This is a genomic window from Acinetobacter sp. ANC_7588 (assembly GCF_056783995.1).
Genome location: NZ_JBWYIU010000001.1, coordinates 413270 through 428974, shown reverse-complemented (window position 1 = coordinate 428974; position 15705 = coordinate 413270). Strand labels below are relative to the sequence as shown.

The 15705-nt window shown below is 38.7% G+C and carries 12 protein-coding genes and 2 tRNA genes; 8 read left to right on the top strand and 6 right to left on the bottom strand.

Annotated elements, in window-relative coordinates; all coding sequences use genetic code 11:
- Position 1: 1 nt before the first annotated feature.
- The 3 genes from AC1M9J_RS02070 to AC1M9J_RS02060 all read right to left on the bottom strand — a co-directional run bounded on the left by AC1M9J_RS02070 (position 2) and on the right by AC1M9J_RS02060 (position 1021).
- A complete protein-coding gene (locus AC1M9J_RS02070; RefSeq protein WP_180028125.1) occupies positions 2–733 on the bottom strand; it encodes a hypothetical protein in 732 nt (243 codons plus the stop codon).
- A gap of 119 nt (positions 734–852) precedes the next feature.
- Positions 853–938, bottom strand: a tRNA-Leu gene (locus tag AC1M9J_RS02065).
- Between the two features lie 9 nt (positions 939–947).
- Positions 948–1021: transfer RNA gene (locus AC1M9J_RS02060), tRNA-Cys, on the bottom strand.
- Positions 1022–1174: 153 nt separating this feature from the next.
- Between AC1M9J_RS02060 and folD the strand changes: the two genes are divergently transcribed.
- Both folD and AC1M9J_RS02050 read left to right on the top strand, forming a co-directional pair.
- Complete coding sequence (gene folD / locus AC1M9J_RS02055; RefSeq protein WP_481951768.1) at positions 1175–2023, top strand: bifunctional methylenetetrahydrofolate dehydrogenase/methenyltetrahydrofolate cyclohydrolase FolD; 849 nt, start codon at positions 1175–1177, stop codon at positions 2021–2023.
- A 173-nt stretch (positions 2024–2196) separates the two neighbouring features.
- The gene (locus AC1M9J_RS02050; RefSeq protein WP_481951767.1) at positions 2197–2877 is read left to right on the top strand and encodes a class I SAM-dependent methyltransferase; all 681 of its coding nucleotides are present in this window, start codon (positions 2197–2199) and stop codon (positions 2875–2877) included.
- An 11-nt stretch (positions 2878–2888) separates the two neighbouring features.
- Here AC1M9J_RS02050 and AC1M9J_RS02045 read toward each other — a convergent pair whose 3' ends face one another.
- Together AC1M9J_RS02045 and AC1M9J_RS02040 are read right to left on the bottom strand one after the other, a co-directional pair.
- Complete coding sequence (locus AC1M9J_RS02045) at positions 2889–3320, bottom strand: hypothetical protein (RefSeq protein WP_035266928.1); 432 nt, start codon at positions 3318–3320, stop codon at positions 2889–2891.
- Positions 3321–3463: 143 nt separating this feature from the next.
- Positions 3464–5293, bottom strand: coding sequence for a phosphoenolpyruvate carboxykinase (GTP) (locus AC1M9J_RS02040; RefSeq protein ID WP_481588545.1), 1830 nt, complete (start codon positions 5291–5293; stop codon positions 3464–3466).
- A gap of 407 nt (positions 5294–5700) precedes the next feature.
- On the opposite strand from AC1M9J_RS02040, the gene AC1M9J_RS02035 reads away from it, so the two are divergent.
- The 5 genes from AC1M9J_RS02035 to AC1M9J_RS02015 all read left to right on the top strand — a co-directional run bounded on the left by AC1M9J_RS02035 (position 5701) and on the right by AC1M9J_RS02015 (position 10881).
- Entirely contained in the window at positions 5701–6624 is a 924-nt protein-coding gene (locus AC1M9J_RS02035) for a diacylglycerol/lipid kinase family protein (RefSeq protein ID WP_180028129.1), read from the top strand.
- On the top strand, positions 6621–7397 hold the full coding sequence (locus AC1M9J_RS02030) for a metallophosphoesterase family protein (protein WP_481595646.1): 777 nt from the start codon (positions 6621–6623) through the stop codon (positions 7395–7397). Before AC1M9J_RS02035 ends, AC1M9J_RS02030 begins: the two co-directional genes overlap by 4 nt.
- Before the next feature lie 170 nt (positions 7398–7567).
- Positions 7568–7858, top strand: coding sequence for a co-chaperone GroES (locus AC1M9J_RS02025; protein WP_004810787.1), 291 nt, complete (start codon positions 7568–7570; stop codon positions 7856–7858).
- Between the two features lie 69 nt (positions 7859–7927).
- Positions 7928–9562 carry a chaperonin GroEL gene (gene groL / locus AC1M9J_RS02020; protein ID WP_035266940.1) on the top strand — a complete coding sequence of 545 codons (1635 nt, stop codon included), beginning with the start codon at positions 7928–7930 and terminating at the stop codon, positions 9560–9562.
- A 149-nt stretch (positions 9563–9711) separates the two neighbouring features.
- The gene (locus AC1M9J_RS02015) at positions 9712–10881 is read left to right on the top strand and encodes a LuxR C-terminal-related transcriptional regulator (protein ID WP_481595645.1); all 1170 of its coding nucleotides are present in this window, start codon (positions 9712–9714) and stop codon (positions 10879–10881) included.
- A 35-nt stretch (positions 10882–10916) separates the two neighbouring features.
- Here AC1M9J_RS02015 and AC1M9J_RS02010 read toward each other — a convergent pair whose 3' ends face one another.
- The gene (locus AC1M9J_RS02010) at positions 10917–12146 is read right to left on the bottom strand and encodes a hypothetical protein (protein ID WP_481951766.1); all 1230 of its coding nucleotides are present in this window, start codon (positions 12144–12146) and stop codon (positions 10917–10919) included.
- Between the two features lie 329 nt (positions 12147–12475).
- Here AC1M9J_RS02010 and AC1M9J_RS02005 point away from each other — a divergent pair, with 329 nt between their 5' ends.
- Positions 12476–15583: a multidrug efflux RND transporter permease subunit gene (locus tag AC1M9J_RS02005; protein WP_481951765.1), complete on the top strand. Its 3108-nt coding sequence runs from the start codon at positions 12476–12478 to the stop codon at positions 15581–15583.
- Positions 15584–15705 lie beyond the last annotated feature (122 nt).

The following is a 15705-nucleotide window of genomic DNA, read 5'->3' as shown; positions in this document are numbered from 1 at the left end:
GCTACATGATGCTATCGATATATTTTTCTATATCGGTATGCTTGTAGCGCATACACAATTTGTTTTCATAGTTCATCAAATGAACATAAAGTTGCGCATTTTTTTGTTTTTGTTCAATCAATAATTGATGCTGCTTTGAGTTTTTAGATGAAAAGATTAGTTTTAAGTAAAGCTTAAAATTTTGTTTATAACTCCAGAAAGCCACTCTACGAATTTCTTGAATGTAGTAATAGTTTTCTTTAGAAGTATTTTCTCGGAATAAATTCTCTTTATAAAATTTAACGAAACCAAAATTCATAGCGAAATAAAACAAAATTCCCTGTAAGAACCAACTTTCCATAAAAGCGATATTTAAACTTTGTAAAAGAATGAGGATGGTCAGTTTGAATGGGGTATTTTTAAGTTGCTGGTAAGTTGAGATGCTACTATGCTTGATCTGTTTGAGGATGATTGGCGTAATCAGCATAAAAAATAACATGATACACAACACAGCACTCCCGCCAGATTGAAAGCCTTCTAAAAAAACAATGTGTTGTTTAAGCAAAAGGGTTAACAAATATGAGCAAGGGAGGAAAATCATTAATGCAAGTGCAAGCGGGATCAGTTCTTTACGCTCATCTAGAATCCCTTTGGTCTTTAACTGACTATAGAGCAAGAAGTTTTTTTTAAACGCTTGAGGATATTGTTGTTTTAGTTCTTGAAGATATTGAGCAACTTGCTGATTTTGATTCATTTGAATATGAAATTCTGAAGATGAGTGATTATAGCAGATGAGTTTAAAGAAAATGCAGACATAAAAAAACCAGCTTACGCTGGGTTCTTTATTTACACCATTATTCTCTATTAGAAGAATGGTGCCCGAGGCCAGACTCGAACTGGCACGCTTTGTGGGCGGGGGATTTTAAATCCCCTGTGTCTACCGATTTCACCACTCGGGCTTAACAAGATGGAGGCGGAGGTCGGAATCGAACCGGCGTACACGGAGTTGCAGTCCGCTGCATGACCACTCTGCCACCCCGCCATGTCTTGTTGATGCGTATATTAACAAGCTCTGAAAAAAAAACAATAGTGCTTTTATTCGTATGTGCAGAAAAACAGCATATAACGGAAATTATTTAAAATATTCATGTAGAATGTGCGAAATTGATTCATATCAACACTTGGGAGATGTGCCGTGGCATTAGTTTTAGATGGTCGTGCATTGGCAAAACAAATTGAGGCTGATTTGTTAACTCGCGTAGAAGCGTTAAAAGCAAAATCAGGACGTACTCCAATTCTTGCGACGATTTTAGTAGGTGACGATGGTGCATCTGCAACTTATGTGCGTATGAAGGGTAATGCATGCCGCCGTGTTGGTATGGATTCACTTAAAGTTGAACTACCAAAAGAAACGACGACAGAACAATTGCTTGCTGAAATTGAAAAACTCAATGCAAATCCTGATGTTCACGGTATTCTTTTACAACATCCAGTACCTGCGCAAATTGATGAGCGAGCGTGTTTTGATGCGATCTCACTTGAAAAAGATGTGGATGGTGTTACTTGCCTTGGTTATGGTCGTATGGCAATGGGTGAAGCGGCTTACGGTTCTGCGACACCTGCTGGTATTATGACGATTCTGAAAGAAAACAACATCGAAATCGAAGGTAAGCATGCGGTTGTTGTAGGTCGATCTGCAATTTTGGGTAAACCAATGGCAGCTATGCTTCTCGAGGCGAATGCTACTGTAACGATTTGTCACTCTCGTACACAAGACCTTGCTAGCTTTGTGAAGCAAGCGGATATCATTGTGGGTGCAGTGGGTAAAGCTGAATTGATTCAAAAAGATTGGATTAAACCTAGTGCAGTAGTTGTTGATGCTGGTTTCCATCCACGTGATGGCGGTGGTGTGGGCGATATTCAACTTGTTGGTATTGAAGAAATTGCTTCAGCTTACACACCAGTACCGGGTGGTGTAGGTCCAATGACAATCACAACGTTGATTCGTCAAACAGTTGAAGCAGCTGAAAAAGCTTTAGGTTAATATTATCTCCCTCTCTTGCGCCGTATACGGCTCAGGGAGAGGGTTGGGGTGAGGGTATTGAGTTAGATAAATCCTCTCGCTAACCCTCTCCTTTAAAAGGAGAGGGAATTCTCTTTATTAATTTAGGTTTCGTATTTGAAACTCAAATTTTGTATATTTAAAAATAAAATCCAATGAGCTGTACTTTCCAATTTCCTAAAGCGCCTGAACATTTACTAAAAGCCTTACATGATGTGATTCCAGGTTGTGAACTTCATGCACAGCAATTGCCTGATACACCAATTTCACTTTGGCTCATTCCACCTGTTTTTCCAACCGATAAGCTAGATGATGAAGTTATTCGTCGTATATGGAATGATACGCCATATTGGATTTTCTGTTGGGCATCAGGTTTAGCAATGGCACAATGGTTATTGGCTGAACCGCATCATGTGAAAGACAAAGTGGTTTTAGACTTTGGCGCAGGTTCAGGCGTAGTCGCGATTGCAGCGAAAATGGCAGGGGCAAAGCGTGTCATTTGCTGTGATATCGACCAAGTTAGTTTGGATGCGTGTCGTGCCAATGCTGAATTGAATAATGTTGAGCTTGAATATTTGGATGACTTATATAAAGCTGAGCAGGTTGATATCTTGTTGGCGGCTGATGTGTTGTATGACCAGTGCAATCGTTTCTTCTTGGATGAGTTTTTAAAATTTGCACCTGAAGTGTGGGTGGCGGATAGTCGTGTAAAAAACTTTAGTCATCCGAAGTATGAAAAGCTTGATGAACGCAGTGCAACGACATGGCCAGACTTGGATGAATCACCTGAATTTAGAAATGTCAGTTTTTATAAGACACTCAATGAAGTACATTGAGTGTCCTAAGTTTAGAGTGTGCAGTTAAAGCGAACGACTTGTAAGAGGCTAGGCTTAGTTTCTAAAGAAAGACGTGTATTGTAGTCTTCATTGCTGTATAGGCTTTGAGTGTTTGAGAGTCCGAATGATGTTCGTGATTGACCAATTTGAACCTGTTGAGTTTCTTGTGTTTTATAATTGGGATTAGCAATTTCATTTACACTCAAAATGGTGGTTTTATATTGTTGAGTGTGCCCTAGAACTTGTTGGCAAGTACGTTGTAATTTGTGTTCATCAATATTTTGGTTGGCGCGTGCAGAGAGGGTATACGAAATAGTGGCAGAATTCTCTGATTTATTTTCAATTTGATATCCTGTAGCTCCATTGTGCTGTCGCGGAACAGATTGACAGGCTGTAAGCATAAGGGCGATTAAACAAGAGCCAATCATTTCTATTTTTTTCATTATTTGATCCTAATAAGCTGTTTAAATCAGTATGCCATAAGTGTGACAACTTATTGGTACTAATAAACGTTACTAAATACACTTTATTCAGTTTGTTTGAAGTAAAAAAAAGGTCACCGAAGTGACCTTTTTTCTCATCATGATTAAGCAGATTTAACCGCTTCTAAAAGCTCAGCTTGACGTTTTTTCAACGCTTCTGGTAAACGATCACCAAGTTTGTTAAATAATTCAGTATGGCTTTCAAGTTCTTTGATCCATTGCTCTTTGTCTTGAGAAGTCACAAGGTCAAATTGCTCTTTCGTAAAGTCTGAACCAGTCCAGTTCAACTGTTCGTAAGTTGGAACACGACCAATTGGAGTTTCAACAGCGTCAGCACGACCTTCACAGCGATCGATAATCCACTCAAGAACACGCATGTTTTGACCGAAACCAGGCCATACAAAGTTGCCTTCAGCATCACGACGGAACCAGTTCACGTTGTAAATACCAGGAAGCTTGTTACCAGCAGCTGCAGCTTTCTCACCAACTTTCTCACCCATTTCTAACCAATGTGTGAAGTAGTCAGCCATGTTGTAGCCAGCAAATGGAAGCATCGCAAATGGATCGCGACGAACAATACCTTGTTGACCAACAGCAGCAGCAGTTGTTTCAGAACCCATCGTTGCAGCTTTATAAACACCGTCAACCCAGTCAAATGCTTCTGAAATTAGAGGCACTGTGTCCGCACGGCGACCACCAAAGATGAACGCAGAGATTGGAACACCTGCTGGATTTTCCCAGTCAGCATCAATAGAAGGGCATTGACCAGCTGAAACTGTGAAACGCGCATTTGGATGAGCTGCTTTTTCTTCACCAGTATGTGGTTGACCTTTCCAGTTAGTTAGGTTGGCAGGTGCTTCTTTAGAAAGACCTTCCCACCATACTTCACCGTTGTCAGTCACGGCAACGTTTGTATAGATCACGTCTTTATGAAGCGTAGCCATACAGTTCGGGTTCGTCTTTGTATTTGTGCCAGGAGCTACACCGAAGAAACCTGCTTCAGGATTGATTGCATATAAGCGACCATCTTCACCTGGTTTGATCCAAGCAATATCGTCACCTACAGTTTCAATCTTCCAGCCTTCATAACCTGCTGGTGGAATTAACATTGCAAAGTTTGTTTTACCACAAGCAGATGGGAATGCAGCTGCGATGTAGTGTTTTTCACCTTGTGGATTTGTCACACCAAGGATGAGCATGTGTTCAGCTAACCAGCCTTGCTGACGACCCATGAATGATGCGATACGTAATGCTAAGCATTTTTTACCAAGCAATGCGTTACCACCATAACCAGAACCAAATGACCAAATTTCACGAGTTTCTGGATAATGAACGATGTATTTTTCTTTGTTGCAAGGCCAAGCCACGTCTTTTTGACCTTCTTCCAATGGTGCACCTACAGTGTGTACACATGGAACAAATTCGCCATCAGTGCCTAGAACGTCATAAACAGCTTTACCCATGCGAGCCATTTTAGACATGCTGACTGCAACATAAGGAGAGTCAGTAAGTTCGATACCAATGTGAGCAATATGAGAACCTAAAGGTCCCATAGAGAAAGGTACAACGTACAAAGTACGACCTTTCATAGAACCATCAAATAAACCGTTTAATTTTTCACGCATAACCGCTGGAGCTTCCCAGTTGTTAGTTGCGCCAGCATCTTCTTTGTTTTCAGAGCAGATAAAAGTACGGTCTTCAACACGAGCAACGTCAGAAGGATCAGAGTTTGCAAGATATGAACCAGGGTGCTTTTCTTGGTTAAGCGCTTGCATTGTGCCGTTAGCGATCATCAAGTCGATATAACGTTGATATTCTTCTGCGCTACCGTCACACCATTCAATTTTTGCTGGTTTTGTTAGTTTAGCAATCTCTTCCACCCAAGCAATAAGCTTAGGGTGACGAACGAATTCTGGTGCGTTCACTTGGGTCATGGTGAGGCCTATATCAAAAGTGTACAATGTGGTGTACAAATAATATCTAGATGCTGGTTTGCAGACTCTAGATTCAGTATGAAAAAAAAGTGGCTGTATTAAAGCATATTTTCTTAAAAAAAATAAGACCAAAGGCTTAAATAGTGCTTAAGACTTGATTGGTGTTAAGTTTATGTAATTATTTGATATTTTTTTAAAAAATGAGTGATTTATTTTTTATTTTTAATTTTTATGTTTGGTATTTATAGTTAAAATATTCATTTAAAATAAAAACTTAATTAAAATATGAGATCAATTCTCATCATCGAAAAATCAAATGAACATCATTTAAAAATTACATAAATTGGCTTTTAATTGAGTAGTAAATAGACGAAATTTTAAAGTAATTCAATTTTTAAAGCCATAAAATGAATTCAATGCTAAAGCCTTTGTCTATGATTTTTAATGAAAAATCTGGATTTCATGCCACCAATAATGATCAAATTTATGAACAACTTATGCATTACTGGACAGATCTAGGTTTTGAAATACAAGTTTTTGATATTGCTTCAGAAATGAGTGTTCAAGCACTCATCGAAAAAGTTCATCTTCGACATTTAAATCATGATAATCAGGGGGTGATTGTGGTTGCTGGCGGGGATGGAACGTTAAATTCTGTGGCTAATTATTTATTACATCAAACCATCCCTTTGGTAATTTTACCTTTAGGGACATTCAATTATGTTGCACGGGTTTTGAATATTCCTTTAGATATTCTCGAAGCTGCAAAACTGGTGGTTGAAGGTAAGCCTAAAGCGGTACATGTGGCAAAAATTAATGATGCCATTTATCTAAATAATGCGAGTTTGGGTCTTTATCCATTGTTTATTAAAAAAAGAGAGTTATATAACCAAAAACTAGGGCGTCTACCATTACATGCCTATACTTCTGGCTTAGATGTGTTGATTCGTGATCGTAAAGAATTAAAGTTAGAAATTGAGGTGGATGGTGTGAATTATGCAGTTAAAACTCCTTTATTATTTTTAGGCAATAACCAACTTCAATTAAAAGAAATGAACCTCAATATCGCTAAAACGGCAGAAGAGGGTCGGGTTGCGGGAGTTGTACTTGCTCGCACGGATAAGCTGAGTATTTTTAAAACACTCATCCAACTCATTCGTGGAAAATTAGATCAGGCAGCAGACGTATATAGTTTTAGTGCGGATCATGTGCGAATACGTTCTCATCAAAAAAAAATGACAGTAGCAATCGATGGAGAAATTATTCAACTGGATTCACCATTAGATATTCATGTTGAAAGAAATGCACTGACCTTAATGGTGCCACAATGATTTTACATTTGTCTGATTTGCATTTTGGGACTGAGCAACAAGATTGCTTAGATGCAATTACTCACTTTGTTGCAGAACATTTGATCGAAGCTGTTGTGGTCAGTGGTGATCTCACTCAAAGGGCAAGATTTTCACAGTTTTATCACTGCAAAAAATTTCTAGAAGAACTTAATGTTCCTTATATTGTGATTCCGGGTAATCACGATATTCCTTTGTTTCATTTATGGCGCAGATTTTTAAGTCCGTTTCATCGGTATAAGTTGTTTTTTGGTGAGATGGAACAGACCTTAGAAACTGAGCATTTTTATATTATAGGAATCAATACAATTCACCCTAAGTACCATACTAAAGGTCGTATTACTGAGTTTCAAATTCAGGATGTTGATCAAAAAATGAAATTGGCTCCTCAAGATAAATTAAAAATTCTGCTTACGCATCAACCTTTCTATAGTGGTGATCACGGTATAAATATGTCTAAAGATCGTCCTAAAAATACTGAAAAAGCCCTAAAGACATGGGCAAGCTCAGGGTTGAATGCAATTCTACATGGTCATTTACATGTATCTGCTGTTTATGATCTGAATAAGATTTTCCAACTTAATGCTCAACATCCAATATTGGATATTCATGCAGGTACCGCTACGTCACATCGTTTACATCATGACTTTTCTAATAGTTTTAATCTAATTGATGAAAAACTGAAGGTGCGTGAATATCGCTTTGATTCGAGATTCAAGAAATTTTATTTAGTTGCAAATCGGAATGAAGGCTAAATTATCGAAATGCCTAAAAAAAATACAAAAAATTAAATTTTTTTTTCATTTTCCCCTTGAAGCAATTTTTTCCATCCCCACAAAAGTGACATCAAATAATTTTGGTGGTGATCTAAGGAAATTAAGATCACGACTATTAATCAAAAGACTTAGTCTGATGGAGTATTTTTATGAGCAACATTCGTCCATTACATGACCGTGTAGTAATTCGTCGTGTTGAAGAAGAAACAAAAACAGCTGGCGGCATTTTATTGCCAGGTTCTGCTGCAGAAAAACCTGCTCAAGGTGAAATTATTGCAGTTGGTAATGGTCAGATCACTGACAATGGCGTTCGCGCTTTAGATGTAAAAGTAGGTGACAAGGTATTGTTTGGTACTTATGCAGGAACAACTGTGAAAGTAGATGGCGAAGAACTATTAATCATGAAAGAGTCAGATATTTTAGCTGTTTTAGAAGGCTAATTGATTCTTTTTAATACTACTCATTTAATCAATCAGATTTAGTAATTTTAATAATATTCGGAGTCAAATATGTCAGCTAAAGACGTTAAGTTTGGTGATTCAGCTCGCACAAAAATGATCGCAGGTGTGAATATCCTTGCAGATGCGGTTAAAGTTACACTTGGTCCTAAAGGCCGTAACGTAGTTATCGATCGTTCATTCGGTGCGCCACACATCACTAAAGATGGTGTTTCTGTAGCGAAAGAAATCACATTAAAAGACAAGTTTGAAAACATGGGTGCTCAACTTGTTCGTGAAGTTTCTTCTAAAACAAATGACATCGCAGGTGACGGTACTACAACGGCAACCGTTTTAGCTCAAGCAATTTTGAACGAAGGGATCAAGTCAGTAACTGCGGGTATGAACCCAATGGACTTGAAACGCGGTATTGATATTGCAGTTAAAGCTGTTGTTGCAGATATTAAAGCAACGGCTAAACCAGCATCTGATTCTAAAGCGATTGAACAAGTGGGTTCGATTTCTGCGAACTCTGATACGACTGTTGGTTCACTGATCGCTCAAGCGATGGAAAAAGTGGGTAAAGAAGGTGTAATCACTGTTGAAGAAGGTTCAGGCTTTGAAGATTCTCTAGATGTTGTAGAGGGTATGCAGTTTGACCGTGGTTATATTTCTCCATACTTCGCAAACAAACAAGATACATTGACTGCTGAATTGGAAAACCCATTTATCCTTCTTGTTGATAAGAAAGTAAGCAACATCCGTGAGTTGATTACTGTTCTCGAGGCAGTTGCGAAAACAGGTAAACCACTTCTTATCATCGCTGAAGATGTTGAAGGTGAAGCACTCGCAACGCTTGTTGTAAACAACATGCGTGGCATCATCAAAGTATGTGCTGTTAAAGCACCAGGCTTCGGTGATCGTCGTAAAGCAATGCTTCAAGATATCGCGATCTTAACTGGTGGTACTGTGATTTCTGAAGAAATCGGTATGCAGTTAGATCAAACAACACTTGAACATTTAGGTACTGCACACAAAGTAACTGTATCTAAAGAAAACACAGTGATTGTTGATGGTGCAGGCGATGCGAATCAAATTGCTGAGCGTGTTCAACAAATTCGTGCGCAAATCGAAGAATCAACTTCAGAATACGACAAAGAAAAACTTCAAGAGCGTGTTGCTAAATTAGCAGGCGGTGTAGCAGTGATTAAAATCGGTGCTGCAACTGAAGTTGAAATGAAAGAGAAGAAAGATCGTGTAGACGATGCTCTTCATGCAACTCGTGCTGCTGTTGAAGAAGGTGTTGTTGCGGGTGGTGGTGTTGCATTAGTACGTGCAGCTAAAGCACTTGACGGTGTAACGGGTATTAACGATGATCAAAACGTAGGTATCAACATCCTTCGTCGTGCGATTGAAGCGCCACTTCGTCAAATCGTATCTAACGCAGGTGACGAACCATCTGTAGTGATTAATGCAGTTAAAAATGGCGAAGGCAACTTCGGTTATAACGCTGCGACTGGTGAATACGGCGATATGCTAGAGATGGGTATCCTTGATCCAGCGAAAGTTACTCGTTCTGCACTTGAGCATGCTGCGTCTGTTGCGGGCTTAATGTTAACAACTGAGTGCATGATTACAGAGATCCCAGAAGATAAACCAGCTATGCCTGACATGGGCGGTATGGGTGGTATGGGCGGTATGATGTAATTCATCCCACAGCCTAAAAAATCCCCGCTTTAAGCGGGGATTTTTTTGTCATCTGTCTGATAAATATTTGAATACTATTGTAAATATTGAATAAAAGCCTCGTAGAGCGCTAATCTAAAGGAACATTAACACCATGATTGGGGGTGATGATGTTAACTGTTCAAGAAAATCAAATCATAGAAGAAATTTATGAGGCTGCCTTAAAGCCACATCACTGGGAAAATGTTTTAAAACAGGTCGTGGAATTTACACAGAGTTCAACGGCGATCTTTACTTACTTGGATCAGCTTCGGCCCGAACAAAATTTTATTTACACCATTAATATCCCGATTGATGGAATTCAAAATTATCAAACGTATAACTTAGATGTCGTAGACATGCGTATTCATGGTGAGTTAATGAATACCTATGGATTAGAGCATGCCTATCAAATTGATTGTCGATCATATGCTGAAACAGATAATGAGGATTTGAAGAACTTTTATGAATATTGTTTAGTTCCTTCAAACATCTGTTATCTCAGTGGGGTATTGTTAGAGTATGGAAAATATAAATGGGGCGTGCTTGCGGTACATCGACCATCAGATGAAGCTGCTTATGATACTGCTGAATTACAAAGTTTAGAAAGACTCGCAAAACACTTTAGAAGAGCGATTCAAATTCATCGACAAATTAAGTTTCTTCAACATGATAGAAGTAATTACACCGAAATTTTAGATAAGTTGAATGTGGGTGTACTCATTGTTCAATCTGATTTAGAAGTTAGATTTGTGAATCAGTATGCGAAGGATTGTTTGAATGATACGAGTATGATTGAAATAGATTTGCATAACAGATTAAAAATAATCGAGCCTTATAATACTCAATTAAAAAAATTGGTGCAGAGCACATTCAAAAAGAATGAGCGTTATTCATTAGAGAGGCATGATCAAGAAGAAGTTGGGGGTGCAATGCAGTTATATAGCGATCGACATCAATCAGCTTACTTCATCACAGTCTCACCACTTAAGGTGCTGTCAGATTCAATGATCTTAGACAATAATCAAGTTGCATTATTCTTATCAAAAATGCAGGATCGAAAACGCTTGTCTAAAATATTACTGAAATCAACATTCCAACTGACAGCTCGAGAAATTGAAATTTGTCAGCATTTTATGGACGATCAGCATCTTGATAATATTGCTTTGAAATGTGGGATTACGCTGAGTTCACTGCGGACATATCTGAAAACGATTTATCAGAAGCTAGGATGCTCCTCACAAGCTGAAATGATGCGGATTTTGATCGAATTTATTGATGCTTTTCAGCATATTGAATAATCCCCCTTTAACGAAGATGTTGAAGGGGGATAAAATTAATTCATTCTGGTCAGTGTAAATGTGCCTTCATCTGCTACGGTAAAGCTTAAACTTTGAGTAGAAATTTGTAATGGTAAGCCTAAATGCGCGTCTGTATCGGATAATCCAGCACAACCATTTGTATCAATGCTGAGGGGCGTGGTAACAAAGAGCTTGTTGTCGCGTAATTGATAACGACCATACTCAATACCAGGGCCACCACAAGGTCCATCATATGAATCTGGTTGATCATCGCCAATAGCATCTACCATAATGAAAGTGTTATTAGAATTAAATACGAAAATTTGTTTACCACTTGAGGACTGCCATGCGCCTACAATTCCACTATTATTTCGAGGAACTCGCGTAAATTCTGCACTTTCATCAAGATTATCATCATCAAAAATTTTGAGTTTAGAACCATTAAAAGATAGCCTTAATGAACGTGATTCCCCATCATCGAGAAGTCCCCAATCTTCATTTGTGTCAATCACAGGCGTAGTACTATTTATGGAAGAAGTATAAAAGCTACCACTCGAAGCATCTAGATTAATCTTGGCGTATTCCATGCCATTTGAAGAACTATTGGGCTCACTTGGGATTGGTTCACCAAGCATATATTCGCCATTCTCTCCAATAAATAACACAATTTCAGACTCATTGTTTTTTGCATACCATACGCCTTGAATGTCTTTGAGCAGTGAGCTGCTAAAATGTTCTTTAGCTTGCTCTTCACTGACTACTGTATTGGAGGCAATTTCAGGAATATTGATAATTTGAGCTTGAAGTCGCTCTCTAAAATCACTTGTCGTGTTGCTGAAATCAATCGCTGAAGGCGAGAGAGTTGAAACATCATCAGGGATTTGTATGGTCTCTTTATCCTCATCGATATCCAGTGATTGTAAAAAAATCAGTAGATTGATAATTCTCTTGTTACGTTCATCTGCATTTAAATCTTCATCCACGAGTTCATTTGGTGTCACACGAGCTAAACCTTGTACAGTACCAATTTCGATATCACCAATTTTAAATGTAATGACATCTCCATCTTGATATTCAAATTCCCCATTTGCATTGGTTTTCTTCGCATTGTAATTATTGCCATTTACGATATACGTCGCACCTGCTACTGGGCTGTCAGTCAGTATTCCTATTTTAATCTGATCATCATTTTTTGCGGATTTATCCGAACCACCACAAGCTGCTAAACAGGTACTGAGCGCCAGTGTTAGAAGAGCTTTTTTCATCATTTCCCCCAAATCATTCGTATTTTTGTACCTCGAATATAGTTTTAAAAAATTGAATATGACTATCCTCAAATTGGGAGGGGGGTGATGGCATTAATGTTGCGTAATTTTAGAAGTTTTTTACTTTTGAGAAATTGCGCATATTTTTTTTGAAGGATCAGATAAGCGGTTCATAGGTGAGGGCTTCATATTCTCTTCTTAATTCAATCAATGTTGATCGTTTCTGTTATTAGTTCTTGTTTTTTTATTCATAGTCACTGAATATCAATTAAATTTTTATATATTTTAATGAAAACACTTTCTAGAATTCTTTTGACGGCTTTACGACTATGTTATCTAAGTTCTTTATTGAACGACCTATTTTTGCTGGCGTACTTGCGATCATTGTCATGGCAATTGGTATATTTGCGGTGATGAGCTTACCGGTAGAACGCTATCCTGATATTGCTCCGCCAAGAATTACTGTATCAGCAACTTACACAGGAGCTGATGCCGAAACAGTTGAGGAAAGTGTCACACAGGTCATAGAACAACAAATTAAAGGAATTGATAACTTACTTTATTTTAGCTCTACCAGTAATGCATCTGGGAATAGTAGAATTAGTTTAAGTTTTGAAAACGGAACTGATCCAGACACAGCACAAGTCCAAGTTCAAAATAGCATTAATGGGGTGATCAATCGTTTGCCTGAAGACGTGCAGCGTCAAGGGGTCAATGTCTATAAATCCTTAGGTGACACCTTTATGGTGGTGGGGTTATATGACACTACGAACCAAAGTAATAATATTGCGTTGTCAGATTATTTGGCTGATCACATTGAACCAGAAATTGCGCGTGTAGAAGGTGTTGGTGAGGTTGATGTCTTTGGTTCTCAATATGCCATGCGTATTTGGCTAGATCCGAACTTATTGAAACAATATCAGTTGATGCCTAGTGATATTCGTGCCGCAATTGAAGCACAAAATACACAAGTTGCTGCAGGTGGAATCGGAGATTTACCGACAGTAGCAGACCAGTATCTTAATGCAAAAGTTACCGCTGGATCACGACTAAGAACAGTCGATGAATTTAAAAATATCATTGTCAAAGCGACCCCTGATGGAAGTTTTATTTATTTAAAAGATGTAGCACGCATTGAGTTAGGTGCTGAAAATTATCAAGCTTTTAATACCATTAATGGATCACCTTCAGCAGGCTTGGCTGTTTCAATGTCATCTGGTGCGAATGCTTTGGCAACCTCTGCAAAAATTAAAGAAGTCCTTGAAGACATCAAGAAAAAACTTCCTGAAGGCTACCAAATTGTATACCCACGAGATAACACGCCGTTTGTTCAAGAGTCCATTAAAGAAGTTGTAAAGACCTTAGTTGAAGCCATTATCTTGGTTGTGTTGGTCATGTTTATCTTTTTACAAAGCTGGCGCGCAACACTTATTCCAACGGTCACGGTTCCAATTGTTATTTTGGGCACTTTCGCCGTCTTATTTGCGCTCGGAATGACCATCAATACATTGACACTTTTTGCATTAGTTCTTGCGATTGGATTACTTGTAGATGATGCAATTGTGGTGGTCGAAAATGTCGAACGTTTAATGCATGAAAAGGGGCTATCTGCAAAGCAAGCGTCCATCTTATCTATGCAAGAGATGACGGGGGCTTTAATTGGAATTACAGTGGTGCTAACTGCAGTATTTATTCCGATGGCTTTTTTTACAGGATCGACAGGAGTTATATACCGTCAGTTTTCAATTACCTTGATTGCAGCCATGTCACTGTCATTGTTGGTCGCGTTAATTCTCACACCAGCATTGTGTGCGATTATTCTTAAACCTAAACAACAAGAAGCAAAATGGGCGACATGGTTTAATACAAAAATGGAATCATTACGATTGCATTATCTAAAGTGGGTTGAAAAAAGCCTGTCACTAAAATGGATCGTTTTAACCAGTTTTGCTGGGTTAATTGTGATTTTTGCTTTGTTTTATAAGTCGCTTCCAACCAGCTTTATTCCAAGTGAAGATCAAGGTTTTATCAGTGTCCAATTCAGTTTACCTGAAGGTGCACCTATGACAGAAAGTCAGCTTGTTGGTGAAAGTATTCGAGAGTATTTTCTTGAACAAGAAAAACAGAATGTTAGGTTGGTTCAAATTCGTTATGGACGAAATTTTTCAGGAACGGGTCAAAATTTAGGAACAGGATTTGTAGCATTACATCATTGGGATGATCGTCCAGGTGAGGCAAACTCTGCACAATCCATTCGTGAACGAGCGATGGAGTTCTTTAGAAAAGACAGTCGCGCTCGGATTATGGTGAGTTTGCCAGGTTCTGTAAGTGGTCTTGGCGATACAAACGGCATCGAGTTTTGGCTGCAAGATTTAAATGGACAAGGACGACAGTATTTAGAAGATCAATTTCAAGCGCTAGAACGACAGGCAATCAACTTCACGACTTTTGAAAATTTGGGCAAACGCTCTAATCCAGATAAAGCCAAATTGAAAGTGAATATCAATCAAAAGTTAGTGATGGCGAATGGTCTTTCACAATCTGCGATTAACAGCACTTTGGCTGCAGCTTGGGGTGGTTCCTATGTGAACGACTTTATTGATCGCGGACGTATTAAACGCGTCATGATGCAGGGTGATGCCGAGTATCGTTCAAAGCCTGAAGATCTCAATTTATGGTCTGTACGAAACAATCAAAATCAAATGATTTCATTTGGTAATTTTGCCACTGTGGATTGGGATGGAGGCCCTGATGTGGTGACTCGTTTCCAAGGTTATTCCGCGCTACAAATGGAAGCAGACACTGCAAAAAATGTGAGCAGTGGTGCTGCAATGCGTGATATCAAGTCTATGGTTGATCAATTGGACGGGGTTGGGCTAGCGTGGAGTGGATTATCGTTTCAAGAGCAACAATCGAGTACACAAGCCATTTGGCTTTATCTCATCTCTGTTGGCTTTATCTTTCTATGTTTAGCTGCCTTATATGAAAGTTGGTCGATACCTTCTGTTGTGATTGCTGCTATTCCATTGGGTATTGGCGGTAATATTATTTTTAGTTGGTTGGTCGGATTTCCAAACGATATTTACTTCCAAATTGCGTTACTTACGACGATTGGGTTGTCATGTAAAAATGCCATCTTAATTGTTGAATTTGCGGCAATGGCTCAGGAGCGTGGAGCTAACGCGATTGCTGCTGCTTTACAAGGTGCAAGTTTGCGCTTACGTCCAATTTTAATGACCTCGCTTGCTTTTGGTGCAGGGGTTATACCTTTGGTATTTGCTTCAGGTGCGGGTGCTGCCAGTCGTCAAGAAATTGGTGTCAGTGTCCTTGGTGGGGTAATTTTCGGCACAATTTTAGTTCTAGCCTTTATTCCCTTTATGTTTGTTATCGTTCGGAATATTTTTAAATATAAATCAAAATCAGCATCTGAAACTTAATGTGGTATCCGCAGTATAAAGAGTATGGTACTGCGGTTGATTTAATCCATTTTTAAATATCAGTTTTTGACAAGATCAATACGCACTAACATTTTCAATTAGTGTTAGCATGCCTTGCGTAA

What these genes read in the sequence shown, in the direction of transcription:
- AC1M9J_RS02045 (WP_035266928.1), bottom strand. Translation starts at nt 3,320, where the DNA reads ATGAAAAAAATAGAAATGATTGGCTCTTGTTTAATCGCCCTTATGCTT.
- AC1M9J_RS02050 (WP_481951767.1), top strand. Translation starts at nt 2,197, where the DNA reads ATGAGCTGTACTTTCCAATTTCCTAAAGCGCCTGAACATTTACTAAAA.
- AC1M9J_RS02025 (WP_004810787.1), top strand. Translation starts at nt 7,568, where the DNA reads ATGAGCAACATTCGTCCATTACATGACCGTGTAGTAATTCGTCGTGTT.
- AC1M9J_RS02005 (WP_481951765.1), top strand. Translation starts at nt 12,476, where the DNA reads ATGTTATCTAAGTTCTTTATTGAACGACCTATTTTTGCTGGCGTACTT.
- AC1M9J_RS02010 (WP_481951766.1), bottom strand. Translation starts at nt 12,146, where the DNA reads ATGAAAAAAGCTCTTCTAACACTGGCGCTCAGTACCTGTTTAGCAGCT.
- AC1M9J_RS02035 (WP_180028129.1), top strand. Translation starts at nt 5,701, where the DNA reads ATGAATTCAATGCTAAAGCCTTTGTCTATGATTTTTAATGAAAAATCT.
- AC1M9J_RS02070 (WP_180028125.1), bottom strand. Translation starts at nt 733, where the DNA reads ATGAATCAAAATCAGCAAGTTGCTCAATATCTTCAAGAACTAAAACAA.
- groL (WP_035266940.1), top strand. Translation starts at nt 7,928, where the DNA reads ATGTCAGCTAAAGACGTTAAGTTTGGTGATTCAGCTCGCACAAAAATG.
- AC1M9J_RS02030 (WP_481595646.1), top strand. Translation starts at nt 6,621, where the DNA reads ATGATTTTACATTTGTCTGATTTGCATTTTGGGACTGAGCAACAAGAT.
- AC1M9J_RS02040 (WP_481588545.1), bottom strand. Translation starts at nt 5,293, where the DNA reads ATGACCCAAGTGAACGCACCAGAATTCGTTCGTCACCCTAAGCTTATT.
- AC1M9J_RS02015 (WP_481595645.1), top strand. Translation starts at nt 9,712, where the DNA reads ATGTTAACTGTTCAAGAAAATCAAATCATAGAAGAAATTTATGAGGCT.